The sequence below is a fragment of the Shewanella sp. 0m-8 genome, assembly GCF_052977265.1.
Genome location: NZ_JBRIMB010000002.1, coordinates 96,891 through 118,145 on the forward strand (window position 1 = coordinate 96,891; position 21,255 = coordinate 118,145).

Sequence of the window (21,255 nt, forward strand, 5' to 3'; positions counted from 1 at the left end):
AAAACTAAAATTGATAAAAATCAGTAAACACTTAACTTACATGCATTTAAATTAACAAATACTGATTAAACGATCCTTGTGGCCGAGATGCTAACAGTGCCGCTTACCAATATTTCTCAACCGTTATCTGCCCAGGTGCACGGCGTAGGTTTTTAGTGAGTCCTTTGTCTTTCAGCGCCTGCTGCGCCTCTGTAATCATTCCTGGATTACCACAGATCATCACCTGGGATTCAGTAGCACTTAGGGATAAGCCTGCTTTAGCTTCAAGTTCACCGCTTACAATGACATCTGGGATCCGCTTAGTTAATGCGCCATCAAATGGTTCACGAGTTACCGACAATATTAACTGAAACCGTTCAGGATAAGTTTGTTCAAATCGCTTTAAGTGCTCAAGATAGGCCAAATCTTTCCCTTCTCGTACACCATATACCAGCACCAGTTTTTCATAGTTAAGCCATGGCTCAGGGGTATCCATTATGGAGATAAAAGGTCCGACTGCTGTGCCAGTCGCTAAAAACCACAAATGCTTGCCCTGCTCTTCATCTTTAGGCAACTCATCTAAGGTCATAAAGCCGGTCGCTTTAGTAGCGACATCAATAACATCACCGACTTCTAATGCCTGTAAGTTTGGAGAGAGTTGACCATCATCGACGGCAACGGCTAACACCTCGATATAATCGCAACCTGGTGGATTAACTAACGAGTAGGCTCGTCCAATCCTTTTATCGTCAACAATGCGACTAAGCTTAATGAACTGCCCAGCAATAAAGTCACCAATATCAACTTTAATTTTGAGCGAAAACAGTTTATCGCTCCAATCTAATCTTTCAATAACTTGCCCTTCTATCCACATAAGACACTCCCCTTTCGTTTAATTGAGCATAAGCTTTTATTCTAACTTCAGAAAGATTAATCTAAAGACTGTTGTAATTTCATACAAGCAGACCCTCTATACCTTTGCTCCTCCTAGGGGAAAGTGATTTTTTAATTCGAAATTTTAGACGTTAATTCAGTAGGTAGTCGATGATTCAGGCAAAGAAAGCCCTCGCAATAACGCTAACCACCTTAGCGATTATCACTACAAGTTTTAGTTGCTACGCCCAAGAAAAGCTTGAACCTAAAGCAGACCATCAGGCAAAAATCATCGTATTGGTTAGGCATGCAGAAAAGCGTGATGATGGTTCTCGCGATCCCGAACTCAGTCAACAGGGCAGTATCAGAGCCAAGGCGCTAACAGAGGCTTTAGCTGATGTAGACTTGTCACAACTCATCGCGTCAAACTACCAAAGAACGCAGTTAACTCTGGCTCCTATAGCGCTTCAAAGAGGCTTGGATGTCGAAATCGTTCAAGTAAAATCAGGGATTAAAACCCACATAAATGACATTGTATCCTTAGTGCGTAGCTCACCGGGCAATAGCCTTATCGCTGGTCATTCCAATACTGTGCCCCTAATCATTAACGCGTTAGGCGGCCCTTTAGTGCAGCAGATAGATGAGGATAATTATGGTGAGTTATATCAATTACGCATTTCAACAACGGGGAAGGTCAGTTTGTTAAAGACCCGCTTTGGCCAACCTTTTATAGATTAAAGGGCTAGCTTACTCAGCAATAAAACCGATGAGCCCCTATTCAAAGTGAAAACAAAATAAAGACAGAATGAGGGTAAAATAAAGACAATATAAAGACAATATAAAGACAATATAAAGACGATATAAAGACGATATAAAGACGATATAAAGACAAAATGAAATATAACAAATTAGGCTTGGTATATTTGTATTTAAGTGATTAAATACCTTCCTCACAAAAGCACTAAAAATGCAATCTTGGTCACACAAATAAAGTCTTGTTTATGCAAAATCTTGTGACCATCAGGAAGAGTAAGCGCTGAAAGAATACTCACAACAAACAACGCAAAACTTAACCCACTACTTTTAAAAGTGAACCAAAGCAGATCAGCGATTGCTTTATCATACGCCATTGCTGCTTGCTTTAACCAATGACAATGTTCAAATACGGCTTTAGCTTAATAAAAGATGAGCTAAAGACAAGCTAGCGCTTACTGGAGATCAGATATGGGCAACTTAAATACACAGCCAAACAATAGATCACTTTCATCTAGCTGTAGCAGTTGTGAGCGAATGACTGTGATAGAAGGAGAGTACATCTGCTTTATAGAGGGAAAAATCATAGGGTTAACCCAGATATCCGATCCCTCTCCAAAACCTAAACTCATTTGTGATGGTTGGAAAATTGGTAAGTTACACTTTTAGGCGCTCAGCATGCCTGCATAATCTCGAGCCGAGAATTTAGGCTCATGCAATAAGCCCGGTAACGAAGCGACAGGCGCAGCCTTCGCGAGACTTAGGCCACGGGTTGTCACTCGCATTCCAGCACATAATTCAAAATACGCTACTTCAAGTTCATCATTTTCTAGCCCGCGCTTTTTTAGCGTTGCCATAATCGCAAGCCAGTCAGTATTTACTTTACTCTCTTGCCCTTCAATCTGGGCCAGTATAGGTATATTTTTCATTGTGACCTTCTGCATTAGCTTCCCGTTAAATTATGTTCAATTATAGACATATGAAACTGAACCTATGCTGAACCCGAAACAGGCTTTTCTTAATCAATCAACTCTATCGACCTGATTCTTGCTGTACTCGCCATAAATTAGCATAAAGACCGTTAGCCGCAAGTAAATCACTATGGTTACCGGTTTCGACAACCTTGCCCTTACTCAATACTATGATTCTATCCGCATCAACCACAGTTGAAAGTCTATGGGCAATGACTAAACTCGTGTGGCCTTTTGCCACCTCCTTCAGTGCCGTTAAGATTGCCTGCTCCGAATGACTATCTAATGAGGAAGTCGCTTCATCAAACACTAAAATGGGCGACTTTTTCAATATGGCTCTGGCTATTGCGACGCGCTGCTTTTCCCCACCCGACAATTTTAAGCCTCGCTCACCGACTCGAGTTTGACCACCCTCGGGTAAGCTTTCGATAAATTGACTGAGATGCGCCATCTTTATCGCGCTGTTGACCTCTTCCATAGTGGCACTTGGTCGACCATAACGCACATTTTCAATCAAGGTATCATTAAATAACACCGTATCTTGAGGGACTATAGCAATAGCCTGCCGCAAACTGTCTTGAGTAACGCTGCGAAGATCCTGCCCATCAATACAGACTCGCCCACCAACCACATCGTAAAAACGAAATAGCAATTTAACTAAGGTCGACTTACCCGCGCCACTATCACCAACTATGGCCACTTTTTGGCCCGCTTCAATGGTAAAACTGACATCATCTAAAATAGTCCGAGAGTCATATTGAAAGCTTACATTTTCAAATGATACTCGCCCTTGCGTTAGTGCTTGAGCTTTGGCATTCGCGGCATCGTTAATCATAGGAGCCCTGTCCAATAGAGCAAACATACGCTCAATATTGGCAAATGCGCCTCTGATCTCTCGATACACAAATCCTAAAAAGTTAAGCGGAATAAATAACTGCATCATAAAAGCGTTAACCAACACAAAGTCACCTATGGTCATATCGCCTTGAACAACATCGAAGGCCGCCATGCCCAGCATCAATGTCATCGCAACTGAGATGATACAAGCTTGCCCCGCATTTAACGCAAACAGGGATAAGCGATTCTTGCGCTTAGCCTGTTCCCATTGCGCCAATGCAGCATCATATTGGTTAGCTTCGTATTGCTCATTATTAAAATACTTCACTGTTTCATAGTTAAGTAAACTATCGATCGCCCGTGTACTAGAGATTGAATCTGCTTTTGCTGCGTCACGAACGTAGCCAGTACGCCACTCGGTAGCCACGATAGAATAGGCGCCATAGGCGATAACCGACAGTAATGTCACGCCAGCAAATGCATAGCCATAGTTATAAAATAAAATCCCTACAACCAAAATGATCTCTAAAATCGTCGGTACAATATTGAACACCATAAATCGCATCAAGAAACTCATGCCGCTGGTGCCTCGTTCAATATCTCGAGATAAGCCCCCGGTCCTACGCTCTAAATGAAACGCCATATCTAAACGATGTAGGTGCTCAAAGACTGCCATGCCTAATCGCCTAATTGCACGCTCGGTTACCCGTCCAAATAGGGTGTCTCTTACTTCCGAAATAATGGTATTGAGTAATCGAATACCGCCATAGGCGATAACTAATGAGATAGGGACTGCCACAAGCTCTTTCGGTGACGTACTTGATAACCCATCCACCAGCGCCTTAAGTAAAAAAGGCAGCCCAACACTGGCAAGTTTTGCTACGACTAAACACAGTAATGCCAGGCCAACCCTTTGTTTAAATTCTATTAAATATGGCCATAGCATACGCAGAACATGCCAATTTATGTTGCCAATCGGTTCATCAAAATACAGAGAGGGGCGCATTTTTTATCCCAAAGAAAATTTACAATTGACCCACTGACCACGACTCATTTAAATGACAATCAGCGAGTGATCTTAAGTACTATTAAAAAGCCATTAATGTAGCAAAAAAGTTAACAGACTCTGACGACTGTCTATGTTATCGTGCAACTTTAGCCTTACTAGGCTAAAGGAGTGGCTTTCTAAATGGGTTAGTTTGCACGTTTTTCGACAAACTTGTACGAATTAACGCAAATTCTGTTAACCCAAAGAAAAGAATTTGCTACTCTCTGCGCAATAAAACGAAGAGTGACAGGTTAAGAGCCAACTACAGCTCTTTCAAGTTAACTAGATAAAGGATGCAAACATGCTTGACTCATCCCAGCCAAAATATCCCCCCTTACCACTCATCCAAACATGGATATGGATGATGACTCAATCAGGAAATCCGGAAATTCAGGAAAAGGGTCAAAACAATCTAATTACTTCGTTTGGCAGCTTAGCTAAAGCCAATGAGTACTTACTTGAGCAAGGTAAGAAGTAATGCTAATCGAAGCTAATTGAATAAATTACTCGTTCAAAAAAGGAGGCCTATGCCTCCTTTTTTGTATTGTAAATTAAGCGACTCTGCGCTTAACAACACTATCATTCAATGTTGCCAGCAGCTTTTCACTATCTTGCCACCCAATGCAAGCGTCTGTCACACTCTGACCATAGCAAAGAGACTGCCCTTCAATATGATCCTGACGCCCTTCAACCAAGTTACTTTCAACCATCACACCAAAGATAGACGTATCACCATTAGCCATTTGCGCTCCAACATCATCGCCAACCAACATCTGGCGCTCGAACTGTTTGCTACTGTTTGCATGGCTAAAATCAATCATGATGTTATTCGCTAAACCTGCCTTGTCTAATTGCTTATTAATCGCAGCAACATGCTCAGCGCTATAGTTTGGCTCTTTGCCACCACGCAAAATAATATGACAGTCAGGATTTCCTTTGGTCTCAACAATAGCCGAATGGCCAAACTTAGTCACAGATAAGAAATGATGCGGCGCGCTTGCAGCACCAATAGCGTCAATCGCCACCTTAATTGTGCCATCTGTGCCATTTTTGAAACCCACTGGACTTGATAGACCCGATGCTAATTCGCGATGTACTTGAGACTCGGTAGTACGTGCACCAATTGCCCCCCAGCACATGAGATCGGCAACATACTGCGGCGTGATCATATCTAAAAACTCACCCGCGGTAGGTAAGCCCATGTTGTTTAAGTCTAACAAAAGCTTACGTGCGGTACGTAAACCATCATTTAGCTTGAAGCTATTATCCATATCGGGGTCGTTGATCAAACCTTTCCACCCCACCGTGGTGCGTGGCTTTTCAAAGTAGACTCGCATCACGATTTCTAGCTGGTCTTTATAACGCTCTCTAAGTTCAACTAAACGCTTACCGTATTCAAGTGCTGCGACAGGATCATGAATAGAGCACGGCCCAATAACCACTAATAGGCGGTCATCTTTCTTCGCTAAAATATTATGTATGCTTTCGCGGGCATTAAATACGGTCGCTGATGCGTTCTGTGTTGCGGGAAATCGCTCCAAAATAGCAATTGGAGGTAACAACTCTTTTATCTTATTAATTCGAACATCATCATTTTGGTAATACATGGTAATACTTAGCTCCGTCTAGCCTATGAATACAGATCTCTCAATTGCGATACTGCATTCAATTTATCCAGTATGAACTTAGATTGCAATCAAGTTATGATTATTTCATATAATTATTTTTAACTATTTGTTTAAAAAGAAATTAGAAATTAAAAATTTATATAAAGTGTCAAAGTAAGCTGCAAATAAGCCCACTAAACTGTTAATTATTCCTAAAGATTACAATTTAAAAGCTAAAGCCTGCTGTACGCAAAAAATAATAAAATTTATCCATAAAATAAGCCTGTACGGCTTGCCCGCGAGCCAATTTAAAGCGCAGTAGGCTCAGAAGTAAGTTCACCCTGTCAGTGAAACAAATGGACTCAATTAAGCTGTTTGGCGAGATAGAGCGAGACTATTAAGCGAAGCTGTTAAAGCGAAGCAGTTAAAGCGAAGCAGTTAAAGCGAAGCAGTTATGCAAAGCGAAAAATAGTCTAGCAATATATGTGCGCTGACACTTGGCAGGACTCAAGATGAATCCCGAGTAACTCCTAAACTGCCGCGATGAATATACTAACAATACCTAAATCGAACGATTAGCGCAGTTGCTCTCAAGGCCTCAAGCTCTAATCGAGAGGTACCTTAGCGCCCTGCTCTTTAGGAGAGTCGATTTGAATAAAAAGCTCCTTATTTTGGTAAGCATAAGGTCTGTAAAATAAACCTTGGCAGGAAAAGTATCGATAAGGCATTGCGAAAGGCACACAACCAAAAGGTAAGCTTTGCAATATTTGGATCTGTTGCTGATAACGAAGCGCTTCACGCCATGCATGCAGCCTTTGCACTTCATCCCTAACCGCAAATGCATCAAACGGCTCACTGGACTTTCGCACTATAACTTGGCCAGCGCTGGCACTTGTCGCCAGCGCCATAAGCAATATAGTGCTCAGTAGTTTCAATGCTTTCATAAAAGATCCATGCTCAACCCGCTGATAACTTACTTTAGCCTAATTCTGTTGAGCCTTAAACTCTCTGATCACATAACAATACATGAAACAAAAGAGCTTATACCCATAGGCATAAGCTCTTTATTTATATCACGGCTTGTAACGGTTGGTTACTCTGAAAGCCTAACTACCACTCTTAACCGATACAAACTCTGGATAAGCATCAATTCCGCAATCAGAAGCATCCATTCCATTATATTCTTCTTCTTCTGTAACACGGATCCCCATGGTCACCTTCAGTGCAAACCAAACCACAGTCGACGCTAAAAATACCCAGCCAAAAATTACGGCCGCGCCATATAACTGGGTCAAGAGTGAAGCATCAGCATTTGATACTGGCACTAATACCAGTCCAAGCAATCCTGCAATACCGTGAACAGAAATCGCACCAACTGGATCATCAATCTTGATCCTATCGAAGGCAACAATCGAGAACACCACTAAGCCACCCGCGACAGTACCAATCACACCAGCCATGACCAATGAGGGTGACAATGGATCCGCTGTAATCGCTACCAGCCCAGCTAAGGCACCATTTAAGATCATGGTCAAATCAGCCTTCCCCCAAATCAGTCGACATACAATCAGCGCAGCAATCGCGCCAAATGCTGCCGCCGAATTGGTGTTAACAAATATTTTAGCCACAGCGCTGGCATTCTCAGCATCCGATATCAAAAGCTGCGAGCCACCATTAAAGCCAAACCAGCCCATCCATAAAATAAACATACCCAGCGTTGCCATAGGTAAATTTGAACCCGGAATAGGGTTCACTTGACCGTTAGCGCCATACTTACCTTTACGCGCACCGAGCAGTAATACACCTGAAAGCGCTGCTGCAGCCCCCGCCATATGTACAATGCCACTGCCTGCAAAATCAACAAAACCAGCTTCAGACAGAAAACCGCCGCCCCATGTCCAATAGCCTTCAACAGGGTAAATTACCGCCGTCATAAATACTGAGAAACACAAAAATGCCCATAATTTCATACGCTCGGCAACCGCGCCAGATACAATAGACATTGCCGTAGCCACAAACACGACTTGGAAAAAGAAGTCTGACTCCAATGCATGATCAGCCCCTTCCCCTTGAGAGCCAATTAATGAGCCGAATGAGGGCAACCATCCCCCTTCGGCATTACCAACATACATGATGTTATAGCCCACAATCAGGTACATCACACAAGCAATAGAATATAGACACACATTTTTAGTGAGAATTTCAGTGGTATTTTTAGAGCGTACTAACCCAGCTTCTAACATGGCAAATCCTGCAGCCATCCACATGACTAGTGCGCCTGAAATCAAAAAATAAAATGTATCTAGGGCAAAGCGTAACTCTGTTACCGTCAGTCCCAACTTAGTTAAATCATCCATCAGCTTTCCCCTTACAGTGCTTCGTTATCAACTTCGCCAGTTCGAATACGGATAGCTTGCTCAAGATCCGTAACAAAAATTTTGCCATCGCCTATTTTCCCTGTTCTCGCTGCGCCAGTGATCGCTTCGAGTAACAGTTCTAGCCTGTCAGCTTTGATGGCAATTTCTAATTTCACTTTTGGTAGAAAATCCACTTGGTACTCTGCGCCACGATACAGTTCGGTATGGCCTTTTTGACGACCAAAACCTTTTACCTCTGTAACCGTCATCCCCTCAATGCCCACTTCAGCTATCGCTTCTCTAACATCGTCTAATTTAAATGGCTTAATTATCGCGCTTACCAATTTCATGGTTATCTCCCCAATTACATTCCCTATTTGCTTAAATATAATTCAAGCATTAGGCCAAAGTTATTAACCATTTGAATTCAACAAGATAAGATTTTACGCGCAATTAACACTGCATATTAATGCACCAAACAAGTGCAGGCATGCAGGGGCTGCACAAAGATAAAGCAGCAATATCGAGCCAGGTTAGACCTATTTCTAATTGGATAAACCAAACAGATCCGCTTTACTGAACAATTAACTCCCCTTGCAAAATAGAGAAGCCTAAGATGCTAAAAGCAGAAGAATGTGTATTGGTTGTGGTCGATGTACAAGGTCAACTCGCACGGGTTATGCACCAAAGTGAGCAACTGCATCGTAAGCTAGAGATATTAATTAAGGGGATACAGCTATTTGATATTCCAATTTTGTGGCTCGAACAAATACCACAGAAGTTAGGACGGACAAGTGAAAACCTAGCCCTGGCGCTGGCAAAAACCACAGAACCTATCGCCAAGGATCATTTTAGTGGGTGGCAAGCTGATACATTTAGAGAAAAGCTCAGCTCGATGGAGCGTAAGCAGGTTATCTTAGCGGGTATTGAAACTCACGTGTGTGTTTACCAGACCTGCAGAGATCTGTTAGATCATGGCTACCATGCTCATCTTGTAACTGATGCGATGTCGTCAAGAGAAGAGAGTAATAAGGTAAGCGGATTAGAGATGATGTTAAGTTATGGTGCAATGCAGACCAATGTTGAGTCACTACTGTTTGAGTTACAACATCAAGCTAATGGCGATCGTTTTAAAGCCTTGCTTAAACTCATAAAGTAAAAGCCAAAAAAAGCCCTCCGAAGAGGGCTTCTATGCTAAAGACTTATTCTAGACACTTAACTTATAAGCACTATATAGTGTCAGTAGACTTATTTGTAAGTCGCTTCACGCTTTTCAGCTTCTGCATCCCACTTAGGTAGCACAGTCTTCTTGAATTCAGCTTTATCAGCATTCATCTTATCCATATCCATACCTAGAGCCGCTTGCGCCTTAGCTTTAGTAGAGATATCTGGAAGAGCGATAGGCTGTGGTACGCCTTTCTTAGCAAGTAGTTGAGCTAGCTTAACGCGAGCATCAGCAGCTTTGTTTAGTGCTGTACCTAGTACACGTAGCGCTTCATCTGGAGCATGAGATGCTACACCATGAGAGGCGATTGCATAATCCCAGCGCCATTGACCGTGACGGATATCCAATAAGATTGGAGCCATTTCAGCTTCTGTTGCGCCGGCTTCCCAAGCTGCACCAGCTTCGAAGTGAGCTTTAACTAACTGCTCTTCAGCTTGAAGTTGGATCTGCTTAACCTTCGCTTTACGCTCGTTATCTAGGTTAACCATGAACTCTTTGCTTTGATCATGACAAGTACCACACGTTTCTTCGAAACGATCGAACGGGTTACCCACTTTGTGATCGGTAAACTTACGACCTTCAGCATTCTTAACTTTAGGCATGTGACAGTCAGTACAACTTACGTTGTTTTTACCGTGCATACCTAGCTGCCAAGTTTCATAACCTGGGTGCTGTGCTTTTAGCATTGGCGTCTTAGAAATAGCGTGTGTCCAATCTGAGAAGTCGATACCGTCATAGTATGCTTCCATATCTTCAACAGTTGTGCCCTTGTCCCATGGGAACTTAACAAAACCTTTCTTATCAGCAGTTTTTTCGAAGTAGTACTCTACGTGACACTGACCACAAACCATTGATTGCTTGTCTTTACGAGAAGCTTCATCGAATGGTGTGCCAATTGCTTCCATACCGCGCTCAGCGAATGGACGAGAGATGCGTAGCTTAGACTTGCCTTTTTCGTGACAATCAGAACAGCCGATAGAGTTAACGATTTCTGGACCGCCTTTAGACCACTTACCTTTAAAGTAACCGTCTTCACCTTGCTCTTCGATCATGCGAGGTACATCTGGGCTCTTACAAGACCAACATGCCATTGGCATTGGACCATCTTCAGCAGTCTTTGGTGCACCAGAACGTAGTGTATTACGTAAATCTGTCACTGCGTAAACGTGACCACGAGCCTTGTTATAATCTTTAGCAAAACCATAACCCGCCCAAAGAATCACTAGATTTGGATCTTGCTCAAGTGCATCAATAATTTCTACACTTTCAGATGTGTCATGCCAAGTTTTATATTGGTTAGAAAATTTATCTTTATAAACTTCGTTACGCGGCTCAGTTTTATCACTTGCGAATGCACTGCCCGCCATTAGGCTTGCTGCTACGATTGCACTCAGTGCAAAAGACTTTTTAGTTAATGTTTTCACCATCTCATCTCCATGTTACTTTTATAATATTTATATAGTCCCACCTATTTCTAGGTCGAACTTAATCACTTCCAGTTAACAAAAACATACCCCTAAGGGGGTATCCGTGGTGAAGTTTGCGTTAGATCAAATTGTGAACGTGTTGTTGCTCACACTTTTGCATTTTTGTTAATGTAATCAAGTAACCACTAATATAGAACCGCTACCAATGAATAACTCGAATACCATAACGATGAGATTTTATAAATGAAAAAAGGCAGACTCACTTCAGCGATTTGGGGCTTCATGTTAACGCTAATTTTGCTGTCGAGTGGACTGGCTATTTTTGCGATTATCAACCTGTCTTATAGCCTTGGGGATGCTAGAGCTATAAACGCTTCAGGTTCACTTAGAATGCAGAGTTATCGCTTAATGTTCTACGCCAATTCAGGTAGCGAAGCGGCTAATGAAAAAATTAAAGAGTTTGAAAATACATTAAATTCTCAGGCTCTTAAGCGCTCACTTACCTGGTATACCCCTCAAGATCTTAAAAACAAATACCTTACGGTTATCGATAAATGGCAAGTGATGCGTTACTACATAGAAACAGAAAATTCACGCCTCTATGCGGAATCGCTTAAAGACTTTGTCGATACGATTGATTTATTTGTACTCGAAACCGAACAATACGCGGCACTCAAGCTCAAAATTTTGGCCATCAGCCAGATAGGTGGATTGGGCTTAATGTTACTGATTGCCTTTATTACGGTCAGAATTGCCAAACGCAAAGTTGTTAAACCGCTGCAACAATTAATGCAAGCCGCCGATACTATTTCACAAGGTGATTTTAATGTAGAGATGCCTAAAACAGAGTACCTAGAATTAAGTGCATTAAGCAGCGCGCTAGACTCAACCGTAAAAAAATTAGCCAGTGTATATCAAGGACTCGAAGAGCAAGTCCAAGAAAAGACCATAGCCTTAACTCGTGCCAACAATGAGCTAACCTTACTTTACGATACGTTAGTGATGCTGCACTCGAGTAAACTCGATAGTTACACTTTGACCCAAGCGCTCAATCAACTTCAGGCGCATGAAAAAGGCATACGCTTACGCCTTGTTCTAGTTCAAGACGCTGATGTAGTCGATATTATTGCAGCTGAAAGCACAACAGATTGGCCACTGCATAGCGAAAACAGCAAACAATTTCCGGTTAAATTTGAAAACAACAACTTAGGTTACCTTGAAGTCGTTTCCTCTAACGCCTTCTCTTTTCCTCTGTTTAATAACTTTGCCATCATGCTTGCGCGTTCAATGGTGATCTACAATGCGGGTGAACAACGTCAGCAACTGGCCTTGATGGAAGAGCGCGGCGTCATTGCCAGAGAGCTACACGACTCTTTGGGTCAATTGTTATCTTTCTTAAAAATTCAAGTGAATCTGCTTTCTAAAGAGCTAGATAAAACTTCAAAAAGCCCACGAGCTGCCGAGCAGTTACAAGAGATAAACGAAGGTGTTAATACCGCATACGTGCAATTACGAGAATTATTGTCTACGTTCCGTCTAACCATTAAAGACCCTAATTTAGGCCATGCTATGGAAGCGATGATAGAACAGCTACGTGGTCAGTCCAATGCCAATATTACGCTAGACTACAAGTTACCCGCACAGCTCTTAGGTGCCCACCAACATATTCATATTTTGCAGCTCACCCGTGAAGCGACATTAAATGCAATAAAACATGCAAGTGCGAAGCACATACATATTAGCTGCCAAACAATTTCCGATAAAAAAGTCGTGATCAGCATCAGTGATGACGGCGTAGGCATTGAAAAATTAAAAGAAAGGGATCAACATTTTGGCTTAGGAATTATGCACGAACGCGCCAGTCGCTTGTCGGGTGTGGTAGAATTTAGCCAGAATAAAAAAGGTGGGGCCACAGTGACCCTTAGCTTCTCTCCCCAACAGGAGCCAGCTGAATAACGATAATCGCTATTCCCGCTTGCTTTTTTAAGGGAATAGCATGATTTTATTAGCTGTTTTACTTAGTCGCACATACCTCAGCAGGAGGCCTAAAGATGGGCAAACCCTATTCAGTTCTAGTTATTGATGATCACCCACTACTACGGCGTGGGATCTGTCAACTTGTCACTTCGGACTCAGACTTTACCTTATTTGGTGAAGCGGGAAGTGGCCTAGATGCATTATCAGCGGTTAGTGATAATGAGCCCGATATTATATTGCTCGATCTTAATATGAAAGGCATGACAGGCTTAGATACACTGAACGCTTTAAGGCAAGAGAGCGTCACTTCACGTATCGTTATTTTAACCGTATCCGATGCAAAACAAGATGTGATCCGTTTAATGCGCGCTGGCGCAGACGGCTATTTATTAAAAGATACCGAGCCAGACTTACTGCTTGATATGCTCAAAAATGCCATGCTTGGCCACCGTGTGATAAGCGATAATGTTCAAGACTATCTATCGGAGTTAAATACTTCGGTCAATGAACAGGAATGGATTGAAAATTTAACACCTAGAGAACTTGAAATTTTGCAGCATCTCGCTGAAGGTCAAAGCAACCGTATCGTTGCCGAACAACTTCATATTAGCGAAGGCACAGTAAAAGTGCATGTGAAAAACTTACTGCGCAAAGCCAATGCGAAATCACGTACAGAAATGGCAGTACGCTATCTCAATCAGTGATCCTGCTTAGACAATACAAATCAGTATTATGATAGAGTTTTAGATCAAAAAAGCAGCCAAAGGCTGCTTTTTTGGATTTATTTGTTCAGAAATAAATCTGAAGATCGGCAATCATTTTTCGTCTAAGAAATGACGCCAGCTGACAAGGACCTCATAAAAGTCCTCTAAACCACAAAACGCTTCGGACTCTCCGTCATAAAATGACATCGACTCATCGAGTTCTTGATCTTCGTTATCTTCAATATCATTAGCAAATATTCTTGCCTGCTCAGTATCAAGCTCAAGCGATAGCGCTTTACCTAGCAAACGCCATTCATTGCCCTGACCGTTTTGCAATCGCTCGATTTGCTGGCAGATCTCAACATACAACGGCCTATTATCGGCAAGCTCTTCCGATAACCAAAAACCTACCGCTTCATGATCCATACTAAAACGGGCAAACACCGTGTCAGTAATAGTATTGCGTAAAAATTCGTATTCCATAACTTGGCTCAAAATTAAAAATCACTCTCAGTGTTCATTTTAACGCACTTATACCAATCAGCATAAGAAACTGATCTACTCAGAGTGAATTTGGCAAACTAATTCAAGGCAAATAGATGACACAATGGTTATCCCCTTGTGAGTCTATTCAACGCAGAAGTAGACAATTGCAGACGTAAAAAAGGACGCATCTGCGTCCTTTTTAAATTTGCTGAGATTAGCGTTACCTCCCCCGATATAAAGGAGTCGATAGCAATAACCTACAAATTAGTGTGCATGTTCAGCAGCTGGAGCCGCCTTTTCGATATCTAGCAGTTCAACTTCAAATACCAGTGTTGAATTTGCAGGGATAGTACCGGTATCACGATCGCCATAAGCAAGATTTGCAGGGATAACAAACTTGTACTTAGAACCCACAGGCATCAACTGAACGCCTTCAGTCCAACCTGGAATAACGCGGTTCAGTGGGAAAGTAGCTGGCTCGCCACGTGCAACAGAGCTATCGAATTCAGTGCCGTCAGTCAATGTGCCCACGTAGTGAACTTTAACAGTATCTTCAGCAACAGGCTTGTCACCCGTACCTTCAGTGATCACTTCGTACTGTAGACCAGAGTCTGTCGTCACAACGCCTTCTTTAGCCTTGTTCGCATCGAGAAAAGCTTGGCTTTCAGCTGACGCTTTCTCAGCCAATACTAGCGCTTGTGCTTGACGCTTTTCATTTAGCTTCTCGTCAAGCGTTTGCAAAATTGTTTGCATCTCTTCTTGAGTCAGCTTTAACTCGTCGTTCAGGCCTTCGCTAAAACCAGTAACGATTAGACTTCTATCCACATTTAGACCAAGCTCTTCTTGCTCTTTAATGTGACCTGCCATGTAAGTACCAATAGACGCACCAACGCTGTAAGCTTCTTTTTGCGCTTCAGTTTTTAATTCTACAGGAGCTGTCGCAGCTGCTTGCTCTTGATTACAAGCAGTTAGACCAACTACGGCCAAAGCCACTAGTGAATATTTATAAATCGATTTCATGAAAGCTTCCTCAGCATTTACACGTGGTTACACAAACCTAATACTTTTATTTAGGCGAACCACTTTATACTAGTTAAATAGGTTATTCCAATCTGATTAATCAAATGCTTATCAACTGAAATTAAACGTACTTTTTCAATACATATTATGACAGTAGCGATGATTACGGTTTTGACCTACTAACTTAGCAATGATTATCTTATTAGTCATCTAACAGACAACAGAAATCAGCGTGAGTTCATTCACTTTGCCATACTAAACACGCTTTTATCAGCTTTCATTCAGCTTGCTGACTATTATTGACTTTGCGCCTAGTGCTTTTAAAAAGCGAGTTTCCATAAACCTAGGCAGGCGTTGTATACTCATACTCACCAATAGGATCGCCCATTGATCCTTATGTTCCATTAAGCGGTGCACTCACATAATGAGCTCACCCTATCCATCAGAGGTCAATTTGGATAATTTAGAAAGCCGTGTCGAAGAATTAGAAATGAAGATTGCGTTTCAAGATGGCACCATTGAAGAGCTAGATCAGCAAGTTATCAAACTGAACCAAGCACTTGCCATACAACAAGAGCAACTTAAGCTCTTAATCAGCAAATTTCAGTCGGTTGAGCCGAGCAATATGGCAAGTCAAGCAGACGAAACACCACCACCTCACTATTAACCGCCACACCTTTATAATGAGTCGTGTTAATCAAAGCGTAAATAGTACAAGATATCGAGTACTATTTACGCATAGGTTTACAGTATTCATGTTACGTTCAGCTTTCAAACGCTATAAAAGCCTTGATATAACCATGAAATATTGTAAGTTTTTATAGATACACTCTTGAGTAAACTTTTATCAACCTATAATGAATTGAAACACTCGGCTGATCCAATAAGGCTAAGAGCCTGTCGGCCTAACACTGTTAGCACTCAAGGAAGGCGATGCAACTAACGCAAATCAAAGAGAACCGAGAATGAGACGTTTGCTACTGCTGGCTACAATAATGCTCAGTCTAAGTGGCTGCGCGTTTAACAGTATCTTTATTAATTACCCTTCTCAAATTGCCCCAGTTAAGGCTCAGCTAAACTCGCCGACGCCGCAAAATGCAGCCAAAATAGTCGAATCTGAAACTAATGGTGCCGATGGACTCCTCTATGCGCAGGAGGCTGGACGAAGTGCACAGATTGCAGGCAACTTTGAGGCCAGTAAAAAATACTACCAGCAAGCCGTATCGGCCTATAAAGCTTTCGATGATAAAGCCAAACTCAGCCTTAGTGACGCAGGCGCCACTGCCAGCAGCCTACTAATCAACGATAACGTTATCCCGTACCGCGGCCCCGGATACGAACGTATCATGCTGCATCAGTATCAGGCCCTTAATTATCTATTTGCTGGCGATCCACAAGGCGCATTAGTCGAAGTTCGCCGCAGTAACGAGCTACAAAGCCAAGAGCAAAAGCGCTACCAAAAATCGAATAAGTCAGTGCAAGCTATGGCCAACGGCACCATTGACGCTGAAATGGACAAGCTCAGCAAGGCCGCAGGCACAACCACCAGCTCATTCTTAAATGCCTACAGCTACTACACAACGGGCATGTTACATGAGATTTTAGGTGAGCCGAATGACGCCTATATCGATTACCGCAAAGCTGCGCAGATCTCGCCTAACAATCCATACCTGCAAAAAGACTTAGTCAGGCTAGCCAAACAGTTATCAATGCCGCAGTACGAAGAGTTTAAGAAGCGTTGGGGTGATGCTATAGAGCCTAAGAAAGGCGAAGGCCAGGTCATCATCATGCTAGAGCGTGGTTTCGTCCCTGAAAAGCAAAGCTTCACCGTGCCTTTTACCATTAACGGTAATTGGCAAACCGCGTCGTTGGCAACCTATTACCCCAATAGACAACATGTCAGACCGGGGCAGATCCAAGGCTTAGGCACAGTACTTAAAACGGCACCGATTGCCAATATCGATGCCCTGGCCATCAATGCATTAAAAGAAGAGTTACCGGCAGCCCTCGTTAGGCAAGCGGCACGTATCTATGCTAAATCAGAGATGGCGCAGAGCGTTGAAAGTAAAACAAAAAAACGAAACAATGATATCGATTATGCCTCTATCGCCATGCAGATTTTTAACGTGGTTTCAGAGCAAGCCGATAGACGCAGTTGGCTTACGCTACCTCAGCAGGCACAAATAGCTCGTGCATACGTAAAACCAGGAAAATATTCATTAATGCTGGACAATGATCCGGCTGACCCCATTGAAGTTAAGAGCGGACGTACTACCTTAGTCTGGATAATTGACACTGGTAATTACACCCGTTTTTATTCAATAATCATTTAGCAATCACTTGTATGGAACTTACTATGAAACATTTAAAAGTCGTTTTTATTCTTGCAGCAGTAATAGGTTTATCAGCCTGCCAATCAAAAGTTGAATACGGTGATGCCACAGAAGTGGAAACCGTTAACGAAAACTTTGGCTCTACCGATCTACAGGCTATCGCCGCTAAGATGGTCGATAGCATGCTGACCTTCCCACCCGTTGTTGCCATGACAGCCAATGACCGCCCAATCATCTTCGTCGATAAAATTAAAAATAAAACCTCTGAGCACATCGATACCGAATCTGTTACCGATTCAATCAGCAATAAGCTACTTCGTTCTGGTAAGTTCCGCTTTATCGACATGACAAAAGTGGACTCAGTACGTAAGCAGCTAGACTACCAAAACAATTCAGGCATGGTTGATCCATCGACTGCGATTAACTTCGGTCGTCAAATTGGTGCTCAGTACATGCTATACGGCAACCTATCTAGCATCGTGAAGCAAGATGGTAGCACTAAAGATGTTTACTACAAGATGACCATGCGTTTAATGGACTTGGAAACGGGTCTTATCGAATGGTCTGACGAAAAAGAAATTCGTAAGGTTAAGTCTAAGTCTTTCTTAGGACTATAATTCTTTAACGAATTTTCTCGTCATAAATAAGCCAGCATCACGCTGGCTTTTTTATTGGCAAAAATTGAAGCGCGTTAATACTTCTTCGCTAACTAGAAATAAGGTAACTTATGGCCTTGCTGCTAGGATTAGACTGCAATTGCGTCACCAGCAGAGACTCTATTTAAAAAATAATAAACGCTAAGGGTCATTAGCTTTGATATTAAGGATGCTGTTTTGAAGTTGCTGCATATCGGTTTAACCGCTTTATTTTGTTCTGTGATTGCCGGAAATGCCAGCAGTAAACAAGTCAATATCCCGCGGGATAATACGCCCTACATCAGCCAAGAGGTTGCTGCGCAGCGCTCTGCTGTCATATCTGATGTGCATTATGATCTCGATTTCACCTTAACCGATCAGCAAAGCTTTAGCGCTACAAGCAAAGTGAGTTTTGAGCTTAGCGATACAGATCAACCGCTGAGCTTAGATCTCAACCAAGCAACCATTAACAGCTTCATTATTAATGGTACTAAGGTCTACCCCAACTATAACAACAGCTACATCAGCCTAAATCCACGCTTACTCAACAGCGGTAGCAACACCATTGAAGTGGCATTCACGCGAGATTACAGCAGTAATGGCGAAGGCCTGCACCGCTTTGTCGACCCTGTCGATGGTCAGGTCTACCTCTATTCTCATTTTGAGCCCGCTGCTGCCCAGCAGATGTTTGCCGTTTTCGACCAGCCCGATCTTAAAGCCCGTTACACCTTAGCGGTGACAGCTCCAAAAGAGTGGACGGTGATCAGTGCGATGAGAGAAACCTCAGTTAGCGACCAAGGAAAGCTGCGCCGCTGGCTATTTCCAGAGTCTCCTAAACTTAGCCCCTATAACTTCTCCATGCACGCAGGCCCTTATCACGAATGGCAAGATAACTCAGGCAAGTATCCACTGCGCTTATTTGCTCGACAATCAGTGGCCAAACAAGTTGATGAAAAAGACTGGTTTACCTATACCCAGCAGGGACTCACTTTCTTTGATAACTACTTTGGGATCCCGTATCCATTTAAAAAATACGATCAAGTTTTAGTGCCAGATTTTCTTTATGGTGCAATGGAAAACGCCGCAGCAATTACCTTTAGTGAAAGTCGTTTTCTCACCGATGGTGAAATGAGCCGCGTGCAACAACAACGGCTAGCCAGCGTGATCATGCACGAAATGGCCCATCAATGGTTTGGTAATCTGGTCACCATGAAATGGTGGAACGGTTTATGGCTAAATGAAAGCTTTGCCTCATTTATGGGGACACTTGCCACCAGCCAAGCCACAGAATTTAGCCATGCCTGGCGCAGCTTTTACGCCAAAAACAAACAGAGTGCTTATCATCAAGATAGCTCTGCCAGCACCCACCCTATAGAAGTGCCCGTTGCATCGAGCCAAAACGCCTTCGATAATATCGACGCTATCACCTACTCCAAAGGCGCATCGACACTTAAGCAGCTCAACTACTTGTTAGGGGAAAAAACGTTCCAACAAGGGGTTCAACATTACTTAACTCAGTTCAGCTATCAAAATGCTGAGTTAAAAGACTTTATTACCAGCCTTGAACTGGCCGCTAAACGCGATCTTAGCCAATGGAGCCAAGATTGGTTGAATCATGCGGGAGTCAACACCCTGCAAGCTGAGTTTAGCTGCAACAATGGCCGCATTAGCCGTTTTAGCCTAAAACAAACGGCTCCGAGTGGATTACCCACCTTAAGAGAGCAAAAAGTGCTGCTTGGTCTATTTACCCAGGGCCGAGACCGCTTACACCACAACATTAGTGTTCCCGTGATCTACAGCGGTGAAACCACAGAGGTTAAACAGGTCATCGGCCTGCACTGCCCAGCTCTAGTTTATCCCAACTATCAAGACTGGGGCTTTGTCAAAGTCAGTCTTGATAAAACATCATTTAACACTTCGCGCACGAACTTATCATCCGTAGATGACCCATTACTTCGATCCATGTTGTGGCAAAGCCTATGGGACAGTGTTGAAAACGGCGACTTATCGCTAAAAGACTACATGGGCACGGTGCTCATCAACTTACCCGGCGAACGCGACCTGATCATCTTAGATCAAGTGTTAACAAGTCTGTCTGATACCCGAGTTTATCTTGATAAAATGGAGCCTAGCCACCAGCACTACGCCAAGATGGCCATACGAGCGATTGAACAGATGAGTCTGCGTAAAGTGATGGTCAATACAGGCAATCATGATATTCAGCGGCGCTGGCTTGATACCTACATCGAATTTAGCCGCAGCAACAGTGCCTTAAATCATATCGATTCACTATTAAAGCAAACCGCTAATATTAAAGGCATAAAGATAGACCAAGATCTTCGCTGGAAAATGGTCATCCACCTCAATCGCTATGGGCACCGTAACGCAGGCTATTGGCTCAACAAAGAACGCTCTGCCGATAACTCTGATAGCGGCCAAAAATCGGCAATCGCCGCAGAGGTCATTCGTCCAGAACCGGGGAGCAAGCAGCTATGGTTAAGCCGCACGCAAGGTGTTACCAACCTGCCTTTTGCTAAGGTGCGCAACGTTATGCAAAACCTATATCCAAGTGAGCAGAAACGCCTTAGCGCCACGACCGCAGAGCAGCGCTTAAGCGCACTTATAAAGCTCGACGTAAATAAAGGCCCAGTGTTTATGCGAAGCTATAGCGAGACACTGATCCCACAAGATTGTAGCTACGGCAATGTTGTCACATTAAAGCAGATTATCGAGTCTGAAACGTTACTGTCGGCGCTCGCTGTGCGGGCATTAAAAGATGCGGTGCAGCAAGAACAAACCTGTTTACGGATCAAAACTAAGTTAGCGTTGGACGGGAAATAAGGTTCTAGGGAAAGCTAAGACCAATCAGTATAAGACGATAAAAGCCGGAAAAGCCAAACGAAATCCAAGGCTAAGATGTAACGCTGATGGCTGCTATACCTAGGACCTGCTCTTCCAAAGTCCAAATCATACTAAGTCCTCTTTTAGCACTATAATTGAGTTGCACTATTACTCATCAAGGA

Annotated in this window: 19 protein-coding genes; 9 read left to right on the top strand and 10 right to left on the bottom strand. The window is 42.9% G+C overall.

What is annotated here, in order from left to right:
- Positions 1-103 precede the first annotated feature (103 nt).
- On the bottom strand, positions 104-853 hold the full coding sequence (locus tag ACVBIO_RS01625) for a ferredoxin--NADP reductase (RefSeq protein WP_447160241.1): 750 nt from the start codon (positions 851-853) through the stop codon (positions 104-106).
- 170 nt (positions 854-1,023) lie between these two features.
- Here ACVBIO_RS01625 and ACVBIO_RS01630 point away from each other — a divergent pair, with 170 nt between their 5' ends.
- Complete coding sequence (locus tag ACVBIO_RS01630; protein WP_447160240.1) at positions 1,024-1,590, top strand: histidine phosphatase family protein; 567 nt, start codon at positions 1,024-1,026, stop codon at positions 1,588-1,590.
- A 680-nt stretch (positions 1,591-2,270) separates the two neighbouring features.
- Here the strand turns inward: ACVBIO_RS01630 and ACVBIO_RS01635 are convergent.
- A complete protein-coding gene (locus ACVBIO_RS01635; protein ID WP_447160239.1) occupies positions 2,271-2,534 on the bottom strand; it encodes a hypothetical protein in 264 nt (87 codons plus the stop codon).
- Between the two features lie 103 nt (positions 2,535-2,637).
- A complete protein-coding gene (locus ACVBIO_RS01640; RefSeq protein ID WP_447171828.1) occupies positions 2,638-4,419 on the bottom strand; it encodes an ABCB family ABC transporter ATP-binding protein/permease in 1,782 nt (593 codons plus the stop codon).
- Positions 4,420-4,762: 343 nt separating this feature from the next.
- Between ACVBIO_RS01640 and ACVBIO_RS01645 the strand changes: the two genes are divergently transcribed.
- A complete protein-coding gene (locus ACVBIO_RS01645; protein WP_447160237.1) occupies positions 4,763-4,939 on the top strand; it encodes a hypothetical protein in 177 nt (58 codons plus the stop codon).
- Positions 4,940-5,012: 73 nt separating this feature from the next.
- Here the strand turns inward: ACVBIO_RS01645 and aroG are convergent, their stop codons facing one another.
- The 4 genes from aroG to ACVBIO_RS01665 form a co-directional block, all read right to left on the bottom strand.
- Positions 5,013-6,068: a 3-deoxy-7-phosphoheptulonate synthase AroG gene (gene aroG, locus ACVBIO_RS01650; protein WP_447160236.1), complete on the bottom strand. Its 1,056-nt coding sequence runs from the start codon at positions 6,066-6,068 to the stop codon at positions 5,013-5,015.
- 605 nt (positions 6,069-6,673) lie between these two features.
- Positions 6,674-7,012, bottom strand: a complete 339-nt coding sequence (locus ACVBIO_RS01655; protein WP_447171829.1) for a hypothetical protein — start codon at positions 7,010-7,012, stop codon at positions 6,674-6,676.
- A 162-nt stretch (positions 7,013-7,174) separates the two neighbouring features.
- Complete coding sequence (locus ACVBIO_RS01660) at positions 7,175-8,425, bottom strand: ammonium transporter (protein WP_447171830.1); 1,251 nt, start codon at positions 8,423-8,425, stop codon at positions 7,175-7,177.
- A gap of 11 nt (positions 8,426-8,436) precedes the next feature.
- Entirely contained in the window at positions 8,437-8,775 is a 339-nt protein-coding gene (locus tag ACVBIO_RS01665; protein WP_447160233.1) for a P-II family nitrogen regulator, read from the bottom strand.
- Positions 8,776-9,041: 266 nt separating this feature from the next.
- On the opposite strand from ACVBIO_RS01665, the gene ACVBIO_RS01670 reads away from it, so the two are divergent.
- A complete protein-coding gene (locus ACVBIO_RS01670; RefSeq protein ID WP_447163210.1) occupies positions 9,042-9,584 on the top strand; it encodes an isochorismatase family protein in 543 nt (180 codons plus the stop codon).
- A gap of 89 nt (positions 9,585-9,673) precedes the next feature.
- Here ACVBIO_RS01670 and nrfA read toward each other — a convergent pair whose 3' ends face one another.
- Positions 9,674-11,077, bottom strand: coding sequence for an ammonia-forming nitrite reductase cytochrome c552 subunit (nrfA, locus tag ACVBIO_RS01675; RefSeq protein ID WP_447171831.1), 1,404 nt, complete (start codon positions 11,075-11,077; stop codon positions 9,674-9,676).
- Positions 11,078-11,320: 243 nt separating this feature from the next.
- On the opposite strand from nrfA, the gene narQ reads away from it, so the two are divergent.
- Both narQ and ACVBIO_RS01685 read left to right on the top strand, forming a co-directional pair.
- Positions 11,321-13,033 carry a nitrate/nitrite two-component system sensor histidine kinase NarQ gene (narQ, locus tag ACVBIO_RS01680; protein WP_447163209.1) on the top strand — a complete coding sequence of 571 codons (1,713 nt, stop codon included), beginning with the start codon at positions 11,321-11,323 and terminating at the stop codon, positions 13,031-13,033.
- Between the two features lie 95 nt (positions 13,034-13,128).
- On the top strand, positions 13,129-13,758 hold the full coding sequence (locus tag ACVBIO_RS01685) for a response regulator (protein ID WP_447171832.1): 630 nt from the start codon (positions 13,129-13,131) through the stop codon (positions 13,756-13,758).
- Between the two features lie 111 nt (positions 13,759-13,869).
- On the opposite strand, the gene ACVBIO_RS01690 is transcribed toward ACVBIO_RS01685, so the two are convergent.
- Positions 13,870-14,241, bottom strand: coding sequence for a YacL family protein (locus ACVBIO_RS01690; RefSeq protein ID WP_447160228.1), 372 nt, complete (start codon positions 14,239-14,241; stop codon positions 13,870-13,872).
- Between the two features lie 267 nt (positions 14,242-14,508).
- Positions 14,509-15,264, bottom strand: a complete 756-nt coding sequence (gene fkpA, locus ACVBIO_RS01695) for an FKBP-type peptidyl-prolyl cis-trans isomerase (RefSeq protein WP_447160227.1) — start codon at positions 15,262-15,264, stop codon at positions 14,509-14,511.
- A 424-nt stretch (positions 15,265-15,688) separates the two neighbouring features.
- On the opposite strand from fkpA, the gene ACVBIO_RS01700 reads away from it, so the two are divergent.
- From ACVBIO_RS01700 to pepN, 4 genes are all read left to right on the top strand, one after another.
- Complete coding sequence (locus tag ACVBIO_RS01700) at positions 15,689-15,931, top strand: SlyX family protein (RefSeq protein ID WP_447169217.1); 243 nt, start codon at positions 15,689-15,691, stop codon at positions 15,929-15,931.
- A gap of 298 nt (positions 15,932-16,229) precedes the next feature.
- The gene (locus tag ACVBIO_RS01705) at positions 16,230-17,597 is read left to right on the top strand and encodes a COG3014 family protein (RefSeq protein WP_447160225.1); all 1,368 of its coding nucleotides are present in this window, start codon (positions 16,230-16,232) and stop codon (positions 17,595-17,597) included.
- 23 nt (positions 17,598-17,620) lie between these two features.
- Positions 17,621-18,214 (top strand): penicillin-binding protein activator LpoB, encoded by a 594-nt coding sequence (gene lpoB, locus ACVBIO_RS01710; protein ID WP_174208590.1) that lies wholly within the window; start codon positions 17,621-17,623, stop codon positions 18,212-18,214.
- Between the two features lie 216 nt (positions 18,215-18,430).
- The gene (gene pepN, locus ACVBIO_RS01715; RefSeq protein WP_447171833.1) at positions 18,431-21,073 is read left to right on the top strand and encodes an aminopeptidase N; all 2,643 of its coding nucleotides are present in this window, start codon (positions 18,431-18,433) and stop codon (positions 21,071-21,073) included.
- The last annotated feature ends 182 nt before the right edge of the window (positions 21,074-21,255 follow it).